General features: G+C 66.8%; 16 protein-coding genes and 1 tRNA gene. 12 read left to right on the top strand and 5 right to left on the bottom strand.

The annotated features are described in order from the left end of the window. Nucleotide 1 precedes the first annotated feature (1 nt). Nucleotides 2-3,439: a PAS domain S-box protein gene (locus tag F573_RS0102050; protein ID WP_019021273.1), complete on the bottom strand. Its 3,438-nt coding sequence runs from the start codon at nt 3,437-3,439 to the stop codon at nt 2-4. A gap of 154 nt (nt 3,440-3,593) precedes the next feature. Here F573_RS0102050 and htpX point away from each other — a divergent pair, with 154 nt between their 5' ends. Then, complete coding sequence (gene htpX, locus F573_RS0102045; RefSeq protein ID WP_019021272.1) at nt 3,594-4,481, top strand: protease HtpX; 888 nt, start codon at nt 3,594-3,596, stop codon at nt 4,479-4,481. A 20-nt stretch (nt 4,482-4,501) separates the two neighbouring features. Here htpX and F573_RS0102040 read toward each other — a convergent pair whose 3' ends face one another. Further along, nucleotides 4,502-5,152: an MBL fold metallo-hydrolase gene (locus F573_RS0102040; protein WP_019021271.1), complete on the bottom strand. Its 651-nt coding sequence runs from the start codon at nt 5,150-5,152 to the stop codon at nt 4,502-4,504. A 334-nt stretch (nt 5,153-5,486) separates the two neighbouring features. Between F573_RS0102040 and F573_RS0102035 the strand changes: the two genes are divergently transcribed. The 10 genes from F573_RS0102035 (at nt 5,487) to F573_RS0101990 (ending at nt 16,917) form a co-directional block, all read left to right on the top strand. After that, nucleotides 5,487-6,998, top strand: coding sequence for an ATP-binding protein (locus F573_RS0102035; protein ID WP_019021270.1), 1,512 nt, complete (start codon nt 5,487-5,489; stop codon nt 6,996-6,998). After that, nucleotides 6,995-8,383, top strand: coding sequence for a sigma-54 dependent transcriptional regulator (locus F573_RS0102030; RefSeq protein ID WP_019021269.1), 1,389 nt, complete (start codon nt 6,995-6,997; stop codon nt 8,381-8,383). The genes F573_RS0102035 and F573_RS0102030 overlap by 4 nt, the downstream gene beginning before the upstream one ends. Before the next feature lie 225 nt (nt 8,384-8,608). After that, complete coding sequence (locus tag F573_RS0102025) at nt 8,609-9,115, top strand: hypothetical protein (RefSeq protein ID WP_026300760.1); 507 nt, start codon at nt 8,609-8,611, stop codon at nt 9,113-9,115. Nucleotides 9,116-9,226: 111 nt separating this feature from the next. Next, nucleotides 9,227-9,718: a DUF4168 domain-containing protein gene (locus tag F573_RS0102020; protein WP_026300759.1), complete on the top strand. Its 492-nt coding sequence runs from the start codon at nt 9,227-9,229 to the stop codon at nt 9,716-9,718. A gap of 150 nt (nt 9,719-9,868) precedes the next feature. Next, on the top strand, nt 9,869-10,297 hold the full coding sequence (gene rplM, locus F573_RS0102015; RefSeq protein ID WP_018946445.1) for a 50S ribosomal protein L13: 429 nt from the start codon (nt 9,869-9,871) through the stop codon (nt 10,295-10,297). A 40-nt stretch (nt 10,298-10,337) separates the two neighbouring features. Beyond that, nucleotides 10,338-10,730, top strand: a complete 393-nt coding sequence (gene rpsI / locus F573_RS0102010) for a 30S ribosomal protein S9 (RefSeq protein WP_024328551.1) — start codon at nt 10,338-10,340, stop codon at nt 10,728-10,730. 47 nt (nt 10,731-10,777) lie between these two features. After that, nucleotides 10,778-10,851, top strand: a tRNA-Gln gene (locus tag F573_RS0102005). 184 nt (nt 10,852-11,035) lie between these two features. Next, on the top strand, nt 11,036-11,953 hold the full coding sequence (locus F573_RS0102000) for an MBL fold metallo-hydrolase (protein ID WP_019021267.1): 918 nt from the start codon (nt 11,036-11,038) through the stop codon (nt 11,951-11,953). Nucleotides 11,954-12,146: 193 nt separating this feature from the next. Continuing rightward, nucleotides 12,147-15,989 (top strand): DUF3683 domain-containing protein, encoded by a 3,843-nt coding sequence (locus F573_RS0101995; protein ID WP_019021266.1) that lies wholly within the window; start codon nt 12,147-12,149, stop codon nt 15,987-15,989. Nucleotides 15,990-16,092: 103 nt separating this feature from the next. Next, nucleotides 16,093-16,917 carry a rhodanese-like domain-containing protein gene (locus F573_RS0101990; protein WP_019021265.1) on the top strand — a complete coding sequence of 275 codons (825 nt, stop codon included), beginning with the start codon at nt 16,093-16,095 and terminating at the stop codon, nt 16,915-16,917. Between the two features lie 10 nt (nt 16,918-16,927). On the opposite strand, the gene F573_RS0101985 is transcribed toward F573_RS0101990, so the two are convergent. Then, nucleotides 16,928-17,137, bottom strand: a complete 210-nt coding sequence (locus F573_RS0101985; RefSeq protein ID WP_019021264.1) for a DUF2905 domain-containing protein — start codon at nt 17,135-17,137, stop codon at nt 16,928-16,930. A 6-nt stretch (nt 17,138-17,143) separates the two neighbouring features. Further along, complete coding sequence (rpiA, locus tag F573_RS0101980; protein WP_018946441.1) at nt 17,144-17,806, bottom strand: ribose-5-phosphate isomerase RpiA; 663 nt, start codon at nt 17,804-17,806, stop codon at nt 17,144-17,146. Nucleotides 17,807-18,253: 447 nt separating this feature from the next. On the opposite strand from rpiA, the gene ilvA reads away from it, so the two are divergent. Next, the gene (ilvA, locus tag F573_RS0101975; protein ID WP_019021263.1) at nt 18,254-19,771 is read left to right on the top strand and encodes a threonine ammonia-lyase, biosynthetic; all 1,518 of its coding nucleotides are present in this window, start codon (nt 18,254-18,256) and stop codon (nt 19,769-19,771) included. A 15-nt stretch (nt 19,772-19,786) separates the two neighbouring features. Here ilvA and motB read toward each other — a convergent pair whose 3' ends face one another. Next, the gene (gene motB / locus F573_RS0101970; protein ID WP_019021262.1) at nt 19,787-20,686 is read right to left on the bottom strand and encodes a flagellar motor protein MotB; all 900 of its coding nucleotides are present in this window, start codon (nt 20,684-20,686) and stop codon (nt 19,787-19,789) included. Between the last annotated feature and the right edge of the window lie 10 nt (nt 20,687-20,696).

The raw sequence follows: 20,696 nt of genomic DNA, 5'->3' as shown, positions 1-20,696 counted from the left end.
GTCAGTCGGCCGGCTGCAGGAGCCGGTCGAGGGTTTGCAGGAAAGCGGGGATATCCAGTGGTTTGGTCAGATAGTCCTCGAAATCGGGGTTCTGGTTCCCTTCGTCGATGCGCTCGCGGGAGGCATCGGCGGTCAGGGCGATCCGCGGGATATGGCGGGTATCCGGCCAGGCTTTCAGCACCCGTGCCGCCGCGGTACCGCTCATCCCGGGCAGATTGATATCCAGGATGACCAGATCCGGTTGCCACTCGCGCGCGGTGATCAGGCCCTGTTCCGCGCTGCCGGCCACGCTCAGTTCGGTATTCCCGCGATGGCCGATCAGCTCGCGCATCAGTTCCACGTTGACCGGGTTGTCCTCGATGTACAGCACCCGCCAGCAGTGGGTCGGTCGCCCGTCATCCGCGCCAACGGAGGGTCCGTCCGGGGCATCCGGGGAAGCCGGGCCCGCGACGTCCGCAGGCGTTCCGGTCTGTTCGCTGCGCGGCAGCACGATGCGGAAGCAGGACCCTTCGCCCACCGTGCTGGTGAAGTCGAGGTCGCCGCCCATGCGCGTGGCCAGTTCGCGCGCGATGACCAGGCCGATACCGGTGCCCTCGATGCCTCCGCCTTCCTGACCCAGACGTTCGAACGGCTGGAACAGGCGGTGGCGCTGTTCCTCCGGGATGCCGGGGCCGGTGTCGCGGACCTCGACCGCGAGGTACCCGGGGGCGGTGCCTTCGGCGTGTTCCGGGACGGAGGCCTCGGGTTCCACCACGACCTCCACGCGGCCGTTGTCGCGGTTGTACTTGATGGCATTGGTCAGCAGGTTGATCAGGATCTGGCGCACCCGGGTGGCGTCGGCATGCACCGGTGGCCAGTCGTGGTCCGGGGTCGGGTGATGCAGGCTGACCCCGCGTTCGCTGGCCTGCGGGCGTACCATCTCGAGCGCCTCGTACAGGATCGCATCGATACCGACGGGCTCCAGCGACAGGGTCAGGCGCCCGGTCTCGATGCGCGAGAGGTCGAGGACATCGGTGATCAGGTTGAGCAGGTGGGTGCCGCTCTGGCGGATGTGGGCGGCCTGGCGGGCCTGGCGCTGGCTCAGGGGTTCGCGCGGGCTCTCCGCCAGCAGCTGGGCGAAGCCGAGGATCGAGTTCAGCGGCGTACGCAACTCGTGCGACATGTTGGACAGGAACTGCGACTTGGCCTGGCTCGCGCGTTCGGCCTCGTGCATCGCCCGTTCGAGTTCCTCGCGGTCGCGGCGCCGCTCCTCGCGGTCGCGCAGCGCGCGGATCAGGATCGCGTAGGTTGCCGAGAACGGGGCGAGGAACTCGGCCAGCTCCTGGTCGTAACCGCCGGGGCGGTTGGCGATGCCGAACATGCCCACCAGCTCGTCGCCGTGGTAGAGCGGCATGCCGAGATACGGGCCGAGCTCGGGGTGGCCCTCGGGCAGGCCGCCGGCACGCGGGTCGTTCATGACGTCATCGGAGATCAGCATGCGCCCGTCGCGCATGACCTGGCCGATCAGGCTGTTCGCCCCGCACAGCCGCATGTCGCCGCTGAGCAGCTCCTGATAGAGCCGTTCGGAGGCATCGCTCCAGGCCAGGTTGGTGATCGCGTGGATCTTGAGGCACGGCTGGCCGTCGTGCCATTCGGTCTCGCCCATGAAACCGTAGTGACTGTCGGTCACCTGCAGCAGGGTGTCCAGCAGGAACGGCCAGACGTCCTCGGCGGAGTCGGTCTCCATGTATTGCGTGGTGGCCAGGCGCATGGCCTCCAGCAGATGCTGCTGGCGCTGCTGCTGCGCGGAGGCGTTGCGGTAGGCGTCGATGTCCTGGACGATGCCCAGCAGGTGTCGCGGGCGGCCACGGTCGTCGCGTTCCAGATCGCCCTGGGCGCGCAGCCAGCGCGGTGGCGAGGTGCGGATACGGAATTCCACGTCCAGCGGAGTCCCCGAGGCCAGGCTTTCGCTCAGCGCTCCCTGGACGTGGGGACGGTCCTCCGGCAGCACGATGTCGGTGAGGAAGCGCGGATCCTGCAGCGCGGGATGCTCGGCGCCTTCGGTCAGGGCGGCGGCCTCCGGGGTCCAGTCCAGCTCGCCGGTGACCGCGTCCACGCTCCAGTTGCCGATGCGCGCAAAGCGCTGCGACAGGCTGCGACGGCGTTCCGCCTCGCGCAGGGCATTCTGCGCACGGGTGATCTCGCTGAGGTCGTGGGCGACGGTGATGACGCCTTCGGAACGGCCGTCCTGGCCGACCAGCGGGGTCTTGATCAGTTCCAGTTCCCAGCTCCGGCCGTTGTGCTCGAAATGCAGCGGCTGGGTGCGGGTCTGGCCGGTGGTCATGACTTCGTGGTCGAGGGCGCGGGCATAGTCGGCCACGTCGGCACTGAAAAAATCGTGGGCCGTGCTTCCGAGGGCCTTTTCCGGCGCGAAGCCCAGCAGGGGTTCGCAGGCCGGGTTGGCCACCACGTAGCGGCCGTCGGCATCGCTGGCGTAGATCGGATTGGGGGCGCCGCGCAGCACCGCGTTGAACAGGCGGCTTTCGCGCAGTTCGCGTTCCTGCGCCTCGTGCAGTTCGGTCAGATCGTTGACGATGCCGATGAAGTGTTCTTCGCCGTCGATCCGGATGGAGGAGACCGCGAGCTGCATCGGAAAGGTGTGCCCGTCGCGATGCAGGCCGCGGACCTCGCGGCCGATCCCGATGATGCGCGCTTCTCCGGTGGCCTGGTAGTGGCGCAGGTAGTCGTCGTGCTGGCTCGCCCAGGGGGCCGGCATGAGCATGGACACGTTTTGGCCCAGGACTTCGTCGGCAGAGTAACCGAACAGGCGCTCGGCCGCGGGGTTGAAGCTCTCGATGAGGCCACCGGCGTCGATCTGAATGATGCCGGCGGCCGCGGTCTCGAGCACGGCGTGCAGCTTGCGGCTCTGGTGCTCGTGTGCAGAGCGGGTGGCGTCATAATCTCCACGCAGGAACTCGGTACGGAGGATGTGCCCGGCGAGCCCGGCGAAGTCCTCCAGCGCGCGGATCCGGTCCGCATCGAACCGGCGCGGCCGGGTATCCATCACGCTCAGGGTGCCCACCGCGAGGCCGTCTTCCAGGGTCAGGGGGATCCCCGCGTAGAAACGTACGCCGGGCTCGCCGGTGACCAGCGGGTTGTCGGCAAAGCGCGGATCGTCGGTCGCGTCCTCGACGATGGTGGTGTGCTGCGGGGTGGCGATGGCATGGGCGCAAAACGAGACCTCGCGCGGTATGCGGCGGTGACAGGCGCCGTGGGTGCCCAGCAGGCGCTGGTGGTCATGGTCGATCACCGAGACCACCGCGATCGGGACCTCCAGCCGTGCCGCTGCCTGACGCAGCAGCGGCGCGAACAGGCGTTCGCCGTCGGTCTCCTCGAGCAGGAGACGGCGGACGCCGGCCAGGCGCCGGTCTTCGTCTTCGGGGGTGGGGGGTGCCCGCATGCATGAACCTAGGCGGAGGATTGTCTACGAAGGGATGATACGTCATGCAGGCGACGGTGTGTGTGACCGGGACTTGAATCCGCGTGTATCGCCCCTATCTTATACACCGTCCGAAATGCCTGATTCCACCCGCAACGGAGAACGAGTTCATCCGATGAAACGCATACTGCTGTTCCTGGCCACCAACTTCGCCATCCTGATCGTGCTCAGCATCACGCTGCGCATCCTCGGGGTGGAGAGCATCCTCGACGAGCAGGGGGTCAACCTCGACCTGACGGCCCTGCTGATCTTCGCCGCGGTGTTCGGTTTTGGCGGCTCGTTCATCTCCCTGGCCATCTCCAAGTGGATGGCGAAGAAGACCATGAAGGTCCAGGTGATCGAGAAGCCTTCGAATGCCACCGAGCAGTGGCTGCTGGAGACCGTCCAGCGCCAGGCGAAGCAGGCGGGCATCGGCATGCCGGAGGTCGGGATCTACGATTCGCCGGACCCCAACGCGTTCGCCACCGGCATGAGCCGGAACAACGCGCTGGTCGCGGTCAGCACCGGGCTGATGCAGAACATGGGGCAGGGCGAGGTCGAGGCCGTGCTGGGCCACGAGGTCGGCCACGTGGCCAATGGCGACATGGTGACCCTGGCCCTGATCCAGGGCGTGGTGAACACCTTCGTGATCTTCCTGTCGCGCGTGATCGGGCACTTTGTCGATCGCGTGGTGTTCAAGAACGAGTCCGGTCACGGCCCGGCGTTCTGGATCACCGCCATCGTGGCCGAGATCATCCTCGCGATCCTGGCCTCCATCATCGTGTTCTGGTTCTCGCGCCAGCGCGAGTTCCGTGCCGACCAGGCCGGGGCCGAACTGGCCGGGCGCGAGAAGATGATCGGGGCGCTGGAGTCGCTGGCGCGGGCCTCCGGCCGGCCGGTGGACATGCCGGATCAGATGGCCGCCTTCGGCATCCGTGGCGGCATGGCGCAGGGCCTGAAGAAGCTGTTCATGAGCCATCCGCCGATCGAACAGCGCATCGCCGCGCTGCGCGCCGGGGCCTGAGGCAGGCCCCGCGCCGGGGTTCACCCGGCGAGCACGTGATCGGCGACGAACGGATTGCGCTGGCGCTGCTCGCCGAAGGTGGATTCCGGTCCGTGACCGGGGATGAAACGGACGTCATCTCCGAGTGGCCACAGTTTCTGCGTGATCGACTCGATCAGAACGCGCCCGTTACCGCCGGGAAAATCGCTGCGTCCGATCGCGCCGTTGAACAGCACGTCCCCCACCAGCGCCATCCGCGCGGACGGGCTGAAGAACACCACGTGGCCCGGGGTGTGCCCGGGGCAGTGCAGTACCTGCAGCCGTTCATTCCCCAGCTCCAGGGTCTCTCCGTCGTCCAGCCAGCGATCCGGGGTCAGCGGCGCGATCTCCGGAAATCCGAACATCGCGGCCTGCTGCGGCAGCTGCTCGAGCCAGAACGCGTCTTCGCGCTGCGGGCCGACGACGGGCACGCCGGACAGCCGTGCCAGCTCGGCCGCGCCGCCGGCATGATCCAGGTGGCCGTGGGTCAGCAGGATGGAATCCAGTTCCAGGCCCTGATCGCGCACGCGGGCGAACAGGGTCGGGGCCTCGCCGCCGGGGTCGACCCAGGCCGCGCGGCCGGTTTCGTTGCACCAGATTAGGGTGGCGTTCTGCTCCAGCGGGGTTACCGGAAGGGTGCAGTGTTCAAGCATCGGGGTATCGCTCCGCGGCGAACGCGTCGGGAGGGAATAGTTGTGTGGCGTATGCGTCTTACGGTTGTGCAGATCGCAAGCTTAGGAGAAAAACCGGTCCGGCGCGACCGCTTTCTGTTCGTCGCTCGCGGGAAGTGCTTGACAGGAATATCCTAATATTAGAAGATCTGCATACGCTGAATGTTGTCCCCCCTGACAGCATCGGCGGACTCCTCCATCCTCCTTTGGTGGTTTTCTTGGCGCGGGCTCTGTCCCGCGCTTTTTTTTGCCCGTTCGCATCGTCCGGCCGCCGCGCCTACCATGGCGGCATGCCCGCCCCCGGTTCCCATCGATCATGACGCGACGCCTGAACAGCCTGCGCAATGTGGTGGTGATGTTCATCCTGCTGCCGCTGCTCCTGTTGGTGGGTGCGGTGGTCGCGCTGGGCCTGCAGGAATTCCAGACGCAGATGGAAGACCGCATGCAGGACGACATCGAGCTGGTTGCGCGGGCGATCCGTCTGCCGGTGTCCACGGCGATTGTTGAACAGGACGTGGCGGCCGTTCAGGAGTCGCTGGATTCGCTGTTCCAGATCGACGAGGTCTTCGGGGTGTATGTCTACGACGCGCGCGGCGAGCTGGTGGCGACCTCCGGGCCGCCCAGCCCGTCGCTGCGGCATCGGGGAGAGGCGCAGGCGATCAGCGAGACCGGAACCCTGGGCGCGTTCGACGAACATCGCGGGCGCGAGGTTTTTTCGTTCTTCCTGCCGCTGGCGGACCACGCGGGACGAATCGTGGGCCTGCTCCAGGTGACCCGTGATGTGTCTCCGTTTCGTGCCTACGTCTCCCAGCTGCGCTGGCAGGGCGCGGTGCTGACCGGGGCGGTGACGGTGCTGTTTCTGGCCCTGGTGCTGGTGGGGTACCACCGGGCCGTGGGGCGCCACGTCGAGCGCCTGACCGGGGTGATGCACGACATTGGCGAAGGGGTGCGCGGCGTGCGGGCGCCCGAGGCCGGGCCGGCGGAGCTGCGCCATGTTGCGGCCACCATGAACGGGATGCTGGAACGGCGCGAGGCGTCCGAAGCCGCGCTGGAGGCGCAGCGGGCCGAGCAGCGAGCGCTGGAGGAAAAACTGCGGCATTCGGAAAAGCTGGCGGCGATTGGCCAGCTGGCGGCCGGGGTGGCGCACGAGCTGGGAACCCCGCTGGGGATCATCGCCGGACGCGCCCAGCGGGCCGCCCGCCGTCTGGCCGAGGACGACCCGGCGCGCAAGGAAATGCAGGAGCTGCGGGCAGAAACCGAGCGGGTGGAGACCATCGTGCGGCAGCTGCTGGATTTCGCCCGGCGCAATCCGCTGCAGCGCCGCAGCGTGAATCTGGACGAACTGGTCCGGGAACTGGTGGATCGCGTGCGCGGTCGGGGGCATTGTCCGGACGTGGAGTTCCGGCTGGAAGGCGCGCCCCTGCAGGTGGAAGCGGACCGGCTGCGGCTGGGCCAGGCGCTGGAAAACCTGATCGAGAACGGCGGGCAGGCAGCCCGGTCGCACGTGCGGATCACCTGGGGCGTGGAGGGCGAGCAGGTCGAAGTCACCGTGGCCGACGACGGCCCCGCCGCCGGAGGCGGTATCGATCCGGAGGCCGCGGAGCGCCTGTTCGAACCCTTTTTCACCACCAAGCCGACCGGAAAGGGAACCGGTCTCGGGCTGGCGGTGGCCCAGGTGGCGATGGAGGATCATGGAGGGTCGATCGCGCTGGATCGTTCGGACCCGGGCGAGACCCGTTTCGTGATCCGGTTTCCGCGGGCTGCGGATGCCACGGGAAGTGCCGCGCGGGATGGAGGGGATGGAACGTTGCCGGAGGAGGGTGCATGACCAATCCGGAGTCGGTGCTGGTGGTCGAGGACGATCGCGGTCACCGGGACCTGCTGGTGGAGGAGCTGCGCGAGGCGGGGCATGGCGTGGTGGCCGTGGGCAGCGCCGAAGAGGCGATGCAGGCCCTGGGCCAGCAACCCTTCGGCCTGGTGGTCAGCGATCTGAGACTGCCGGGCGAGGATGGCTTCCGCGTGCTGGAAGCCACGCGCGAGGCGGTGCCGGAGCCCGGTTTCATCATGCTCACCGGCTTCGGAACCATCGACCAGGCCGTGGCCGCGCTCAAGGCGGGGGCGGATGATTTTCTGACCAAGCCGGTGGATCTCGATCATCTGCGGCTGGCGGCCGACCGGGTGATCGAGGCCCGGCGGCTGAAGGCCGAGGTGCGCCAGTATCGCGAGCTGCTGGCGGCCGGCGAGGGATTTCACGGCATGCAGGGGAACAGCCCGGCGATGCTGCGGCTGTTCGACCTGATCCGGCGGATCGCGGCTTCCGATGGATCGGTGCTCATCACCGGCGAGTCCGGTACCGGCAAGGAGCTGGTGGCGCGTGCGCTGCACGCCGAGAGTGCTCGCCGCGACGGTCCCTTCGTTGCCCTGAACTGCGCCGGCATTCCCGAGAGCCTGCTGGAATCGGAACTGCTGGGGCATGTCGCCGGGGCTTTCTCCGGCGCCCGGGGCGCGCGCCGCGGCTTGTTCCGCGAGGCCGACGGGGGCATCCTGTTCCTCGACGAGATCGCCGAGATGCCGGTGGCGATGCAGAGCAAGCTCCTGCGGTTGCTGCAGGACGGGCGCGTGCGCCCGGTGGGCGGCAACGAGGAGGTGGACACCGACGTTCGCATCGTGGCGGCGACCCACCAGGACATCCCGGGGCGCATCGCGCAGGGCGAGTTCCGCGAGGACCTCTACTATCGGCTGGAGACCTTTCGTATCGAGATCCCGCCGTTGCGCGACCGGGGCGAGGATATCGAACGCCTGGCCCTGCAGTTCCTGCGCCAGCACGCCCTGGCTCACGGGCTGCCGGAGCGCCGTCCGAGTCCCGAGGCGATGCGGGCCCTCCTCCACTATGCCTTCCCCGGCAACGTGCGCGAACTCTCCAGTCTGATGGAGCGCGCCGCGACCCTGTCTTCCGGTGACCAGATCGAGTTGCGCGACCTGCCGGAGCGGGTGCACGCATCGGCATCCGGCGGGACACCCGCCGGCACGTCCCCGGGTGACGGCGTTCCCGGCGCCCGGGACGCCCACTGGCCTTCGCTGGCCGAACTCGAGACCGATTACATCCAGCGCGTGCTGGAACACTGCGAGGGCAACAAGCAACGGGCGGCGCGCATGCTGGGGATCGGCCGCAAGACGCTTTATCGGCGGCTCGGCGAGTCCGATACGAACTGAGCCCTTTCCCTTGCACGATGTGTCATGCGGACGCGGTGACACGTTTCATTGCGACCCATGTGTCGAAAAGAAACAGTTCTGATCTTCTTTCTGTTCTCCTCCCGGCCGCACGGACGGCCTTCATGTCTCTGATTGAAAAGATATTTTTTTGTGTTCTGAATGTTGGCCCGTGGTTTGCTTCGTATGGGTTGTCCGTAGCGAAATCCGCAAACCACAGGAGGTCGCATGACGACTTTCCGCAAAACCGCAACGGCCATGGCGCTCGGTTCGGTGCTGACCCTCGGCTTTTCCGGGGTGGCCGCGGCCCAGGCGGGCCAGGGCGGTGCCCCCGCCGGCGACATGCCGCCCGAGGCCGGAACCCCGGGGCAGGGCCAGCCACCCGAGCCGCGGCAGGACGCACCGGCACCGCGGGATGCCCCGCCACCCGGCGGGAGCGGTCAGGGCGGAGGGCTTCCGCCCGGCGGCACCGGACAGGAACGCGGGCTCCCGCCTGGCGGGCAGCCCCCCGAACCGCAAACCGGGCCGCAAACCGGGCCGGGGCAGCCGGATCGGCCGCAGGGCGCGCCGCCCGAGCCGCGCGACGCGCCGCCGGGGAGCATGGAACCCGAGCGCACGGATCCGCGTGGCGGTGCCACCGGCCAGCAGATGCCGGCCCCGGGCGAGAGGCCCGAGGGCGAGGCGATGCCCGAGCCCGGCGAAGAACCGCGGCAGGACACGGAGCGGGACTGGTAGTCCGGCCCGCCCGCGACTGCGGGCGGATGTTCCGCACAGAGCGCAGATGAACCGCAGATCATGATTTTCGTGAATACAGACCGTCGTAATGACCAAGGAGCAAACGCAATGATGAACTTTCGCAAGACCGCAATGGCTTTCGCCCTGACTTCCATGTTCGCCCTCGGCGGCGTGGCCTCCGCCCAGATGGGTGGCGGCGCCGAGGGCGGTGCTCCGCCGGAAGGTGGCGCCCAGGGCGGTGCCCCGCCGCAGGGCGGCGCCCAGGGCGGCGCGGGCGCCCAGGGTGGTGCTCCGCCGGAAGGTGGCGGCGCCCCGATGCAGCAGCAGGCCCCCGAGGTCGACCTGTCCGATGAAGACATCGACACCTTCGTCGAAGCCTTTGTCGGTGTGCAGGAGGTCCGCGAGGACTTCTCCCAGCGCCTGCAGGAAGCCGAGGACGAGACCCAGGCGCAGCAGATGCAGCAGGAGGCCCAGGATGAGATGGTTGCGGCCGTGGAGGATGCCGGCATGACCGTTGAAGAGTACAATGAGGTCGCCATGGCCCTGCAGAACGACCCCGAGCTGATGCAGGAGGTCCAGCAGCAGGCCGAAAGCGCCATGTAAGCCCGCAAGGGACAGGCATGCGCCGGCGGGGCCGTCCTTCGGGGCGGCCTCGTCTTTTTGCGCGATCGCTCGTGGGACCCTTGAATGACGGGGTACAACACGGTATTCTTTCGCGCTTTCTGAATCGCCCCGACATCGGAGCATCGATACATGAGCACCATCAGCGCCAAGCCGGCAGAAGTCGAACGCGACTGGTTCCTTGTGGATGCCAGTGACAAGACCCTCGGTCGACTCGCCACGGAAATCGCGCGTCGGCTGCGCGGAAAGCACAAGCCCGTCTACACGCCGCACGTGGATACCGGCGACTACATCGTCGTGATCAACGCGGACAAGATCCGGGTCTCGGGCAACAAGGCTTCCGACAAGATGTATTATCGCCATACCGGTTATCCGGGGGGCATCAAGGAGGCGAACTTCTCCCAGATGATCGAACGTCATCCGGAGAAGGTGCTCGAGCTGGCCGTCAAGGGCATGCTGCCGCGCAATCCGCTCGGCCGGTCGATGCTCAAGAAACTCAAGGTGTATGCCGGAACCGAGCACCGGCATGCGGCCCAGCAGCCGCAGCCGCTGGACATCTGATCCGCGGCGCCGCCAACCAGAAACAGGGAAATCGATTCCAATGGCTATGAATCAGTACTACGGTACGGGTCGCCGCAAGACGGCTTCCGCGCGTGTCTTCCTGCGTCCCGGCTCGGGCAACGTGACCGTCAACGGCCGTCCGCTGGACGAGTTCTTCGGTCGTCCGACCTCGCGCATGGTTGTCCGGCAGCCGCTGGAAGCGGCCGAAGCCCTCGACGGCTTCGACGTGGTGGCCACGGTCTCCGGCGGCGGCGGTAACGGTCAGGCGGGTGCCATTCGTCTGGGTATCGCCCGCGCCCTGGTTGAGTATAATGAGGACCTGCGCAGCACGCTGCGTCGTGGCGGTCACCTGACGCGGGATGCCCGCGAGGTGGAGCGCAAGAAGATCGGCCTGCGCAAGGCCCGTCGCGCGACGCAGTACTCCAAGCGCTGATCCGGTTTTCGCCGGTGCACCCGGAGGTTTCGGGCACCGGCCAGAATTGGGGGATCGTCTAGCGGTAGGACTACGGACTCTGACTCCGTCAACCCAGGTTCGAATCCTGGTCCCCCAGCCATCCATGGAAAAGGGCCCCCTCGCGGGGCCCTTTTTCATGGATATGACCGGCCAGGATGAGAACCTGGAAGGTTCGTCGGAGCGCAGCGGAGCAACGCACACGCGCAGCTCTTTTACGGAATGTCGGTCTTTCTCCACGCGTCTGTGGTCTATAGTCAGTCCCAGGTTTCGAGCAAGGAGAAGCCATGTCCGTACCCGAGAATCCGTATCCCGAGGTCACTGTCGATACCCGCGCCCGCCAGGTGGAAGGGACCAATGCCTGGTACATGATCGGTCTGTCGGGCATCCCGGGCCCCGACAACGAGGGCCACACTTCCAACGCCGGTTTCGTGGTGACCGACGAAGGCGTAGTGGTCTACGACGCCCTGGGGACCCCGGCCCTGGGGTTCGAGATGATCCGGCGGATCCGGGAGGTCACGGATCAACCCATCCGCTACGTGATCGCGGGTCATTACCATGCGGACCATATCTACGGTCTGCAGGCATTCGCCGATCACACGGAAGCGCGCATCATCGGTCAGCGGCGTGCGGAAGATTATCTGCGCGGGCCGGGCGCCGAATCCCGGCTGCAGCAGCGCCGGGGCGTGCTCTATCCGTGGGTGGACGAAGACACCCAGGTGATCCCGCCGGACGAGCTGTTCGACGAGGAGTACACCATCGAGCTGGGCGGCAGGACCTTCCGCCTGCTGCATGCCGGTCCGGCGCATTCACCGGATGACGTCATCATGGTGGTCGAGGAAGACGGCGTGGTGTTTGCCGGCGATATCGTGTTTGATGGCCGCATCCCGTTCCTCGGCGATGATGCCCTGGATTCCGGCAACTGGGTGAACCGCCTGGAGCAGGTCGAGGCGATGGAGCCGAACTTTCTGATCCCGGGGCATGGCGACGCGACCGCCAATGCCCGGCGCGCGGTGCGCTTCACCCGGGACTACCTGGTGAAGCTGCGCGAGCACATGGCGGAATCGGTCGAGGACATGATGTCCTTCGAGGAGGCCTACGCTGCCATGGACTGGTCCGAATACGAAGACCTGCCGGCGTTCGACCAGACCAACCGTTCCAACGCCAATGCGGTGTTTCTGGAGATGGAATCCCAACTGTTCTGACGCCGCATTATCTCCGCAGCCGACCGGGCCCGGGCTGTTCCGGGCCCGGTGGGGCGTGCACGTCGATCAGGGTTTCCTTATTAATGCGCAATTACTTTGGTGCCAAAAGAATGGACCGCGAGTGCGAGATCGTGCTTTCGGTCCGGCTGGCCGTTAACCTTGCGCTTCACTCTGATCGGGAGGCCCCGCCTCAATGACCGCCGAACGCGTGCGCGAAATACCGTACAACTACACTTCCTTCTCCGACCGCGAAATCGTTATCCGCTTCCTCGGGTCCGATACCTGGGAGCTGCTCAACGAGCTGCGTGGCGAACGCCGTACCGGCGTGTCCGCGCGCATGCTGTTCGAGGTCCTGGGGGATATGTGGGTGGTCACGCGCAACCCGTACATCCAGGACGATCTGCTGGGGGACCGCAAGCGTCGCCGTTCCCTGATCGATGCGATGCAGCATCGCCTCGACCAGATCGAGGCGCGTGCCGAGGGCAACGAGAAGGCCCTGACCCTGGCCCGGCGCGCCCAGGCGGCGCTGACCGCGTTCGCGGAGGAGTTCGACAAGACGCTGGCGCTGCGCGACAAGGTTCGCAAGCGCATGAACGGGCTCACGCACAAGGACAATATCCAGTTCGGCGGGCTGGCGCGTGTCTCGCACGTGACCGATGCGACCGACTGGCGCGTGGAACTGCCGTTTGTGGTGCTCACCCCCGACTCCGAGGAAGAGATGGGGCCGCTGGTGGCGGCCTGCATTGAGCTGGGCCTGACGGTGATCCCGCGCGGCGGTGGTACCGGCTACACCGGCAGTGCCGTGCCGCTGTCCAAGCGCTCGGCGGTCATCAACACCGAGAAACTGGAAGGCCTGGGTGACGTGCAGCGGCGCAGCCTGCCGGGTGTGGACCGCGAAGTCCCGGTGGTGCACGTCGAGGCGGGCGTGGTGACCAAGCGCGTCTCCGAGCTGGCCGACAACAACGGCCTGGTGTTCGCGGTGGACCCGACCTCGCAGGACGCCTCCACCATCGGCGGCAACGTGGCCATGAATGCCGGCGGCAAGAAGGCCGTGCTGTGGGGTACCGCGCTGGACAACCTGGCCGCCTGGACCATGGTGACCCCCGAGGCGGACTGGATGTATATCGAGCGCCTCGATCACAACCTCGGCAAGATCCACGACGCGGAGACCGTGCGCTTCCGCGTGACCCGTTTTGAGGCGGACGGCCGGACGCAGAAGGGCGAGCCGGAGATCCTGGAGATGCCGGGGGCACAGTTCCGCAAGACGGGGCTGGGCAAGGACGTGACCGACAAGACCCTGATGGGCGTACCGGGTATCCAGAAGGAGGGCTGTGACGGTCTGATCACCTCGGCCGAGTTCATCCTCCATCGCATGCCGGACAACGCCCGCACCGTGTGCCTGGAGTTCTACGGCACCGATCTGCACGAGGCGGTCCCGGCGATCGTCGAGATCAAGGATGCGGTGGATGCCGAGGAAAACGTGCTGCTGGCGGGCCTCGAGCACCTCGACGAACGCTACGTGCGGGCGGTGAAGTACACCCCCAAGGGTGCGCGCGGCGACCTGCCGAAGATGGTCCTGGTGGCGGACATCGTGTCGGATGACGAGGACGCGCTGGGCCGCCTGGCCGCGCAGATGGTGCGCGCCGCCAACGCCCGCAATGGCGAGGGCTTCATCGCGGTCAGCCCGGAGGCGCGCAAGCGCTTCTGGGCCGATCGCGCCCGCACCGCGGCCATCGCCCACCACACCAACGCGTTCAAGATCAACGAGGACGTGGTGATCCCGCTGGAGCGCCTGGCGGAGTACACCGAAGGGGTGGAGACCCTCAACGTCCGCGAGTCGCTGACGAACAAGCTGGCGATGGTCGACGAGATGCTGGAATGCATGTGCGGCGACCATCCCGAGCTGCGCGAGTTGCTGGAGGATGCCGAGGGCGAGGGCCAGCAGTGGTTCGAGACCAAGCGCCAGCGCGCGGTGGAGGTACTGGAATCGGTGCGCGATCGCTGGTCGCGCATCGCCGACAACTTCCACACCCTGGCCTCCGAGTGCGACGAGCTGCTGGACGATGCGGCCCGTGCGGATATGCGCCCGCACGACAAGCTGATCCACCTGCTGCTGCGGCGCAGCCTGCGCATCTCCTATCGCGCGGAGGTCGAACGGCCGCTGTTCGACATCTTCAACGGCCACCAGATGGAGTCGGTGCGCAAGCGCCTGACCGCGATCCACGACCGCGTGCTCACCAGCCGGCTGTTCATCGCCCTGCACATGCATGCGGGCGACGGCAACGTGCACACCAACATCCCGGTCAATTCCAACGACTACCCGATGATGCACCAGGCCGAGCGCCTGGTGGACGAGGTGATGCGCCTGGCGCGCGAACTGGACGGGGTGATCTCCGGCGAGCACGGGATCGGCCTGACCAAGATGCAGTACCTGGACCGCGACCGCATCGACTCGTTCGCGAAGTACAAGAAGCAGATCGACCCGAACGGGGTGTTCAATGCCGGCAAGCTGCTGGAGGGCTCCGGCCTGAACAACGCCTATACGCCGTCGCTGCGTCTGGTGAAGCAGGAGGCGCTGATCCTTGAGCAGAGCGAGCTGGGCGATCTCAACGACGAGATCAAGGACTGCCTGCGCTGCGGCAAGTGCAAGCCCGAGTGCAACACGCACGTGCCGCGCGCCAACCTGCTGTACTCGCCGCGCAACAAGATCCTGGCGACCGGCCTGATCGTGGAGGCCTTCCTGTACGAGGAACAGACCCGACGCGGGCTGTCGCTGAATCACTTCGAGGAGATGAACGACGTGGCCGATCACTGCACGATCTGCCACAAGTGCCTGAACCCGTGCCCGGTCGACATCGACTTCGGCGACGTGACCATGCACATGCGCTCCATCCTCAACAAGAAGGGCAAGCGCAAGGCGTCGCCGGCCACCATGATGTCCATGGCGTTCCTCAACACCAAGGATCCGGCCGCGGTGAAGGGCATCCGCAAGGGCGCGATCCAGATGGGCTATGCGGCCCAGCGTCTGGGTCACTGGTCGTTCAAGAAGCTCGGCCTGACCGGCGAGGGCAAGCGGCCCCGCTCGACCACCGGCAAGGCGCCGGTGCACGAGCAGGTCGTGCATTTCGTGAAGAAACCCATGCCGGCGGGGCTGCCGAGTCAGACCACGCGGCAGATGCTGGGGCTGGAGGACTCGCGCTACGTGCCGATCCTGCGCGATCCGGTGAAGACGGACATGGACTCCGATGCGGTGTTCTACTTCCCGGGCTGCGGCTCCGAACGCCTGTTCAGCCAGGTCGGCCTGGCCACCCTGGCGATGCTCTACGATGCGGGCGCGCAGACCGTGTTGCCGCCGGGCTACCTGTGCTGCGGTTACCCGCAGAACGCCGGCGGCGACTTCGAGAAGGGTTCACAGATCAGCACCGAGAACCGGGTGCTGTTCCATCGCATCGCGACGACGCTGAACTACCTCGACATCAAGACGGTGGTGGTCTCCTGCGGGACCTGCATGGATCAGCTGCTGAAATACGAGTTCGAGAAGATCTTCCCGGGCTGCCGGCTGCTGGACATCCACGAGTACCTGATGGAGAAGGGCATCAAGCTTGAAGGGCTGCAGGGCGTGCAATACATGTACCACGATCCCTGCCATTCGCCGATGAAGTCGCACAAACCGACCGAGGTGGCCGGCAACCTGCTGGGCCAGGAGGTCCTGCAGTCCGATCGCTGCTGCGGCGAGGCGGGCACCTTTGCGGTGAGCCGCCCCGACATCGCGACCCAGGTGCGCTTCCGCAAGCAGGAGGAGCTGCACAAGGGCATCAAGCAGTTGACCGGCGAGGAGAAGGCGGAAAACGGCAACGTGAAGATGCTGACCTCCTGCCCGGCCTGCCAGCAGGGCCTGTCGCGCTATCGCGAGGACACCGGGCTGGACACCGACTACATCGTGGTGGAGATGGCCAACCGGCTGCTGGGCGAGGACTGGCAGAAGGGCTTCATCGACCGGGCGCGTGAAGGAGGCATCGAGAAGGTCCTGCTCTGAGCGGCGGTTTCCCGTACACTGCGCAGTGGAATAAACGGAGTTCACGGGGCGTCGCAGGGAAGGCCGTATCCCGCGGCCCCCTGCTGACGTCAACGGAGATCGCATGAGCTTTCGTCATTTCGCTGTTCGTTCGGGTGTGTTCGCCCTTGCCGCCGGCCTGCTGGCCACCCCTGTCACCCTCTCGGCCCAGCTGGCGGAGTTTCCGGGGCGTCATCTTTACGAACGCTTCGGGGTGGAGGCCATCGAGCTGTTCGACCTGCGCGGTCAGTTCAGCGGCTCGACCCTGGTGGACGTGCGCCCGCGCGCGGAATACGACGTGATGCGGATGCGCGACGCCCATCACGTAAATCTGCACGCCCCCGATTTCGACGAGCGTGTCCGCGACCTGGAAGCCCGGGAAGGCAGCCCGCTGGTGTTCTACTGCAACGGGCGCGACAGCCATCGGGCGTACCGTGCCGCGGCGCGGGCCAGCGATGCCGGGCTCGATGCCGTACTGGCGTATGACGCCGGCATGCATGACTGGGCGCAGAGCTATCCGCGCTTTTCCCGCCTGTTCGGCGAAGCGGTCGAGGACGGCGATCTGATCCCCGACGCGTCGTTCGAGGCGCGGCTGCTGGATGGCGAGACGTTCGCACGCCGGGCCCAGGAGGACGACAGCCTGCTGCTCGACATCAGTGGTGCCGGGGACGAGGATGACATCGCCCTGTTCGGCGGACGCGAACGGGTCATGCCGGTGAACGAGCCGGCGGCCCTGGACGACGCCCTGCGTGCGGCCGCCGCGGACGGCGACACCCTGCTGATCTTCGACCAGCACGGACAGCAGGTGCGCTGGCTGCAGTATCGCCTGCGCGAGCTGGGCATCGAGGACGAGCGTTATTACTTCCTCGAGGGCGGCATGCAGGCGTTCTACGATGAGGTGATGGGCTGAGAGAGCGGGGTCAGCGGCGGAAGAAGCCCAGGATCAGTGACAGCACGATGCTGACGATGATCATGGTCGTCAGCGGGAAGTAGAAGCGGCTGTCACCGCGTTCGATCACGATGTCCCCGGGGAGTCTTCCCCAGGGGATCTTTCCCAGCCAAGGCCACAGCAGCCCGATCAGGACGATCGCGCCGCCGATGATGATCAGCCACTTGCCGGTCTCGTTCATCGTGCCTCAGTGATGGTGGAGTTCGCGCACGCCCTTCTCGCTGCCGATCAGCATCACGTCGGCCGGGCGCCGCGCGAACAGCCCGTTGGTCACCACCCCGGCGATGTGATCGATCTCCGATTCCAGCTCCACCGGGTTCATGATGCGCAGGTTGTGGACGTCCAGGATGACGTTCCCGTTGTCGGTGACGAAACCTTCGCGCAGTTCCGGATTGCCGCCCAGGTTCGACAGCGCGCGGGCCACGTGGCTGCGGGCCATCGGGATGACCTCCACCGGCAGCGGGAAGTTGCCCAGATAGTTCGCGATCTTGGTGTCGTCGACCACGCAGACGAAGGTCTCGGAGGCCGCGGCCACGATCTTCTCGCGGGTCAGCGCACCGCCCCCGCCCTTGGTCAGGTGCAGGTGGGTGGTGGCTTCGTCGGCGCCGTCGACGTAGATCGGCAGCGGGCCGGCCGAATTCAGGTCCAGGACCTCGATGCCATGTTTGCGCAGGCGCTCCGCGCTCGCCTCGCTGGAGGCGACGGCCCCGTCGATGCGGTTCTTCATGCCCGCGAGGGCATCGATGAAATAGTTGGCGGTCGACCCGGTGCCGACACCGACCACCCAGCCGTCCTCGATCTTCGACAGGGCCGCTTCGGCCACCGCCTTTTTCATTTCGTCCTGAGTCATCGCTTCGTCTCGCATGTTCTTGATATAAACTGCCGAGCATAACCATCCCGACGTTGACGGGACAAGCGCCGCGCAGCTCTCGCGCCGTCATTGCGAGTCATGCCATGCCCAGTCATCGCGAGTCGCGCAGCTCTCCCCCCCTCGTCATCGCGAGTCGCGGAGCGACGTGGCGATCTCCATCCGAAGCCACCTGTTCCTGCGTGCAGGCCATTGCGGCCGATTGCCGCGTCGCCTTCGGCTCCTCGCAATGACGGTGGAGGCGTGGATTCCCGTCATCGCGAGTCGCGGAGCGACGTGGCGATCTCCATCCGAAGCCACCTGTTCCTGCGTGCAGGCCACTGCGGCCGATTGCCGCGTCGCCTTCGGCTCCTCGCAATGACGGGGGCACGAACGGCCTCGCGCGAGGGAGTCACAAGGTATGCGGCGCGCGTGCTATCGTGCGAAGTCATGAAAGACTATCCCTATCTGGAGAAGATCCTCACCTCCAGCGTGTACGACGTGGCGCGCGAGACACCGCTGGATACCATGCCCACGCTGTCGAACCGGCTGGGCTGTGATATCCGCCTCAAACGCGAGGACCTGCAGCCTGTGTTCTCGTTCAAGCTGCGCGGCGCTTACAACAAGATCGCGCAGCTTTCGGAGGAGCAGCGCTCGAAGGGCGTGATCGCGGCCTCGGCGGGCAACCACGCCCAGGGCGTGGCGCTGGGGGCCACCCATCGCGGCATCCGTGCGGTTATCGTGATGCCGGTCACCACGCCGCAGATCAAGGTCGATGCGGTACGCCGTTTCGGCGGCGAGGCGGTGCTGTTCGGCGATTCCTTCGACGAGGCCGCAGCGCATGCCCGCGAGCTGGAGGCCGAGCACGGCTATACCTTCATCCACCCGTTCGACGATCCGGACGTCATCGCCGGGCAGGGCACGGTGGCCATGGAACTGCTGCGTCAGCACCCGGGACCGCTGGACGCGGTGTTCGTGTGTATCGGCGGGGGCGGACTGGTCTCGGGCATGGCGGCCTATATCAAGCGCCTGCGCCCGGAGATCCGGGTGATCGGGGTGGAGCCGGACGACGCCCCGTCGATGTACAAGGCGCTGCAGCAGAACCGGCGGGTCAGCCTGAAGCAGGTGGGGATCTTTGCCGACGGCGCCGCGGTGCGTCAGGTGGGCAAGGAGACCTTCCGCCTGACCCGCGAGTTGGTGGACGAGGTCCTGCTGGTGGATACCGATTCCATCTGCGCAGCGATCAAGGACATCTTCGACGATACCCGCGTGGTGGCCGAGCCGGCCGGGGCCCTGGCGGTGGCCGGCATGAAGCAGTACGCCCAGCGCGAGGGGCTGCGCGGCGCGCATCTGGCGGCGGTGCTCAGCGGCGCCAACATCAATTTCGACCGCCTGCGCCACGTGGCCGAGCGCGCCGAGATCGGCGAACACCGCGAGGCACTGTTCGCGGTGACCATCCCCGAACGGCCCGGCAGCTTTCGCGAGTTCTGCGAAGCGGTCGGCAAGCGCGGCATTACCGAGTTCAACTACCGCTACGCCGACGACAGTACCGCGCATGTCTTCGCCGGGATCAAGCTGGAAGGCGGCGATCCCGAGCGCGCGGAGATCCTCGCGAACCTGCGCGAGCGCGGCTACGAGGTCCTCGACATGACCGAGAACGAGGTCGCCAAGCTGCATCTGCGGCACATGGTGGGCGGCCACGGTGGCGAGGTGCGCAACGAGCGGCTCTACCGCTTCGAATTCCCGGAGCGTCCGGGGGCGTTGCTGAACTTCCTCAACCACATGGGGGAGACCTGGAACATTTCCCTGTTCCATTACCGCAACCATGGCTCCGCGCATGGTCGGGTGCTGGTCGGCATGCAGATCCCGAAGGAGGAGCGCAAGCGCTTCCGGGAATTCCTCGAGGAAGTCGGCTACCCGTGGCACGAGGAGACCGGCAACCCGGCCTATTCGCTGTTCCTGCGCTGAAGGTCGCGTGCGGGGTCAGTCTTCCGGGGCGTCCAGTGCATCCGCCGGCGGGGTGCCCTCGGTTTCGATCCCCTCGCGCATGGCTTCCTCCGCCTCCTGGTTGAGGACGATCAGGGTGATGCGCCGGTTCACCGCGGCCTCGGGGTTGTCCTCGTCGAAGGGGACGGTGTCGGACAGCCCCACCACGCGCGCGATCTGTTCCGGCTCGGTGCCGCCGGCGATCAGCTCGCGCCGCGCGGCGTTGGCGCGGTCGGTGGACAGCTCCCAGTTGGTGTAGTCCTCGCGCTGCAGCGGGCGGGCATCGGTGTGGCCGGTGATCGAGATCCGGTTGGGGACCTCGTTGATCAGCCCCGCGAGCTCGCGCAGGATGCCGCTGGCATGGTCCAGCGGCCGCGCGCTGGCGGTGGCGAACATCGGACGATTCTCGGCGTCGATGATCTGGATACGCAGGCCTTCCGGTGTGATGTCCATCAGCAGCTGGTCCTTGAACGGCTCCAGGGCCTGACTGCGGTCGATGGCTTCTTCCAGCGCTTCCTGCAGCGATTCCAGGCGCTCCCGGTCGCGTTCCAGCAGGGTCTCGTCATCGGCATCGTCCGGTACGGGCTCCGGGGGCGCATCGAGACGGTCGGGCAGGCCCTCGAAATCGATGATCGACGGATCGGCGCCGGTGCCGTCACCGATGGCCTGCGACGGAGCCATGGCCTCGCCCTCGAACGCCGAGGGGTTCTGGAAGTACTCCGACAGCGCGGCGCGATCGTCCGCCTCCAGCGCGGCCAGCAGCCACAGCAGCAGGAAGAAGGCCATCATCGCCAGGGCGAAGTCGGCGAAGGCGACCTTCCACGAACCGCCGTGGTGGCCGCCCTGGACCACCTTCTTCTTGACGATGATCGGCTGGGTCTTGTCCTCGACGCCCATGAGCGGTGTC

It is taken from the genome of Thioalkalivibrio sp. ALE23 (assembly GCF_000378545.1).
GTDB lineage: Bacteria > Pseudomonadota > Gammaproteobacteria > Ectothiorhodospirales > Ectothiorhodospiraceae > Thioalkalivibrio.
The sequence above is the reverse complement of the archived record's forward strand: the minus strand, read 5'-3'. Positions and strand labels throughout refer to the sequence as shown.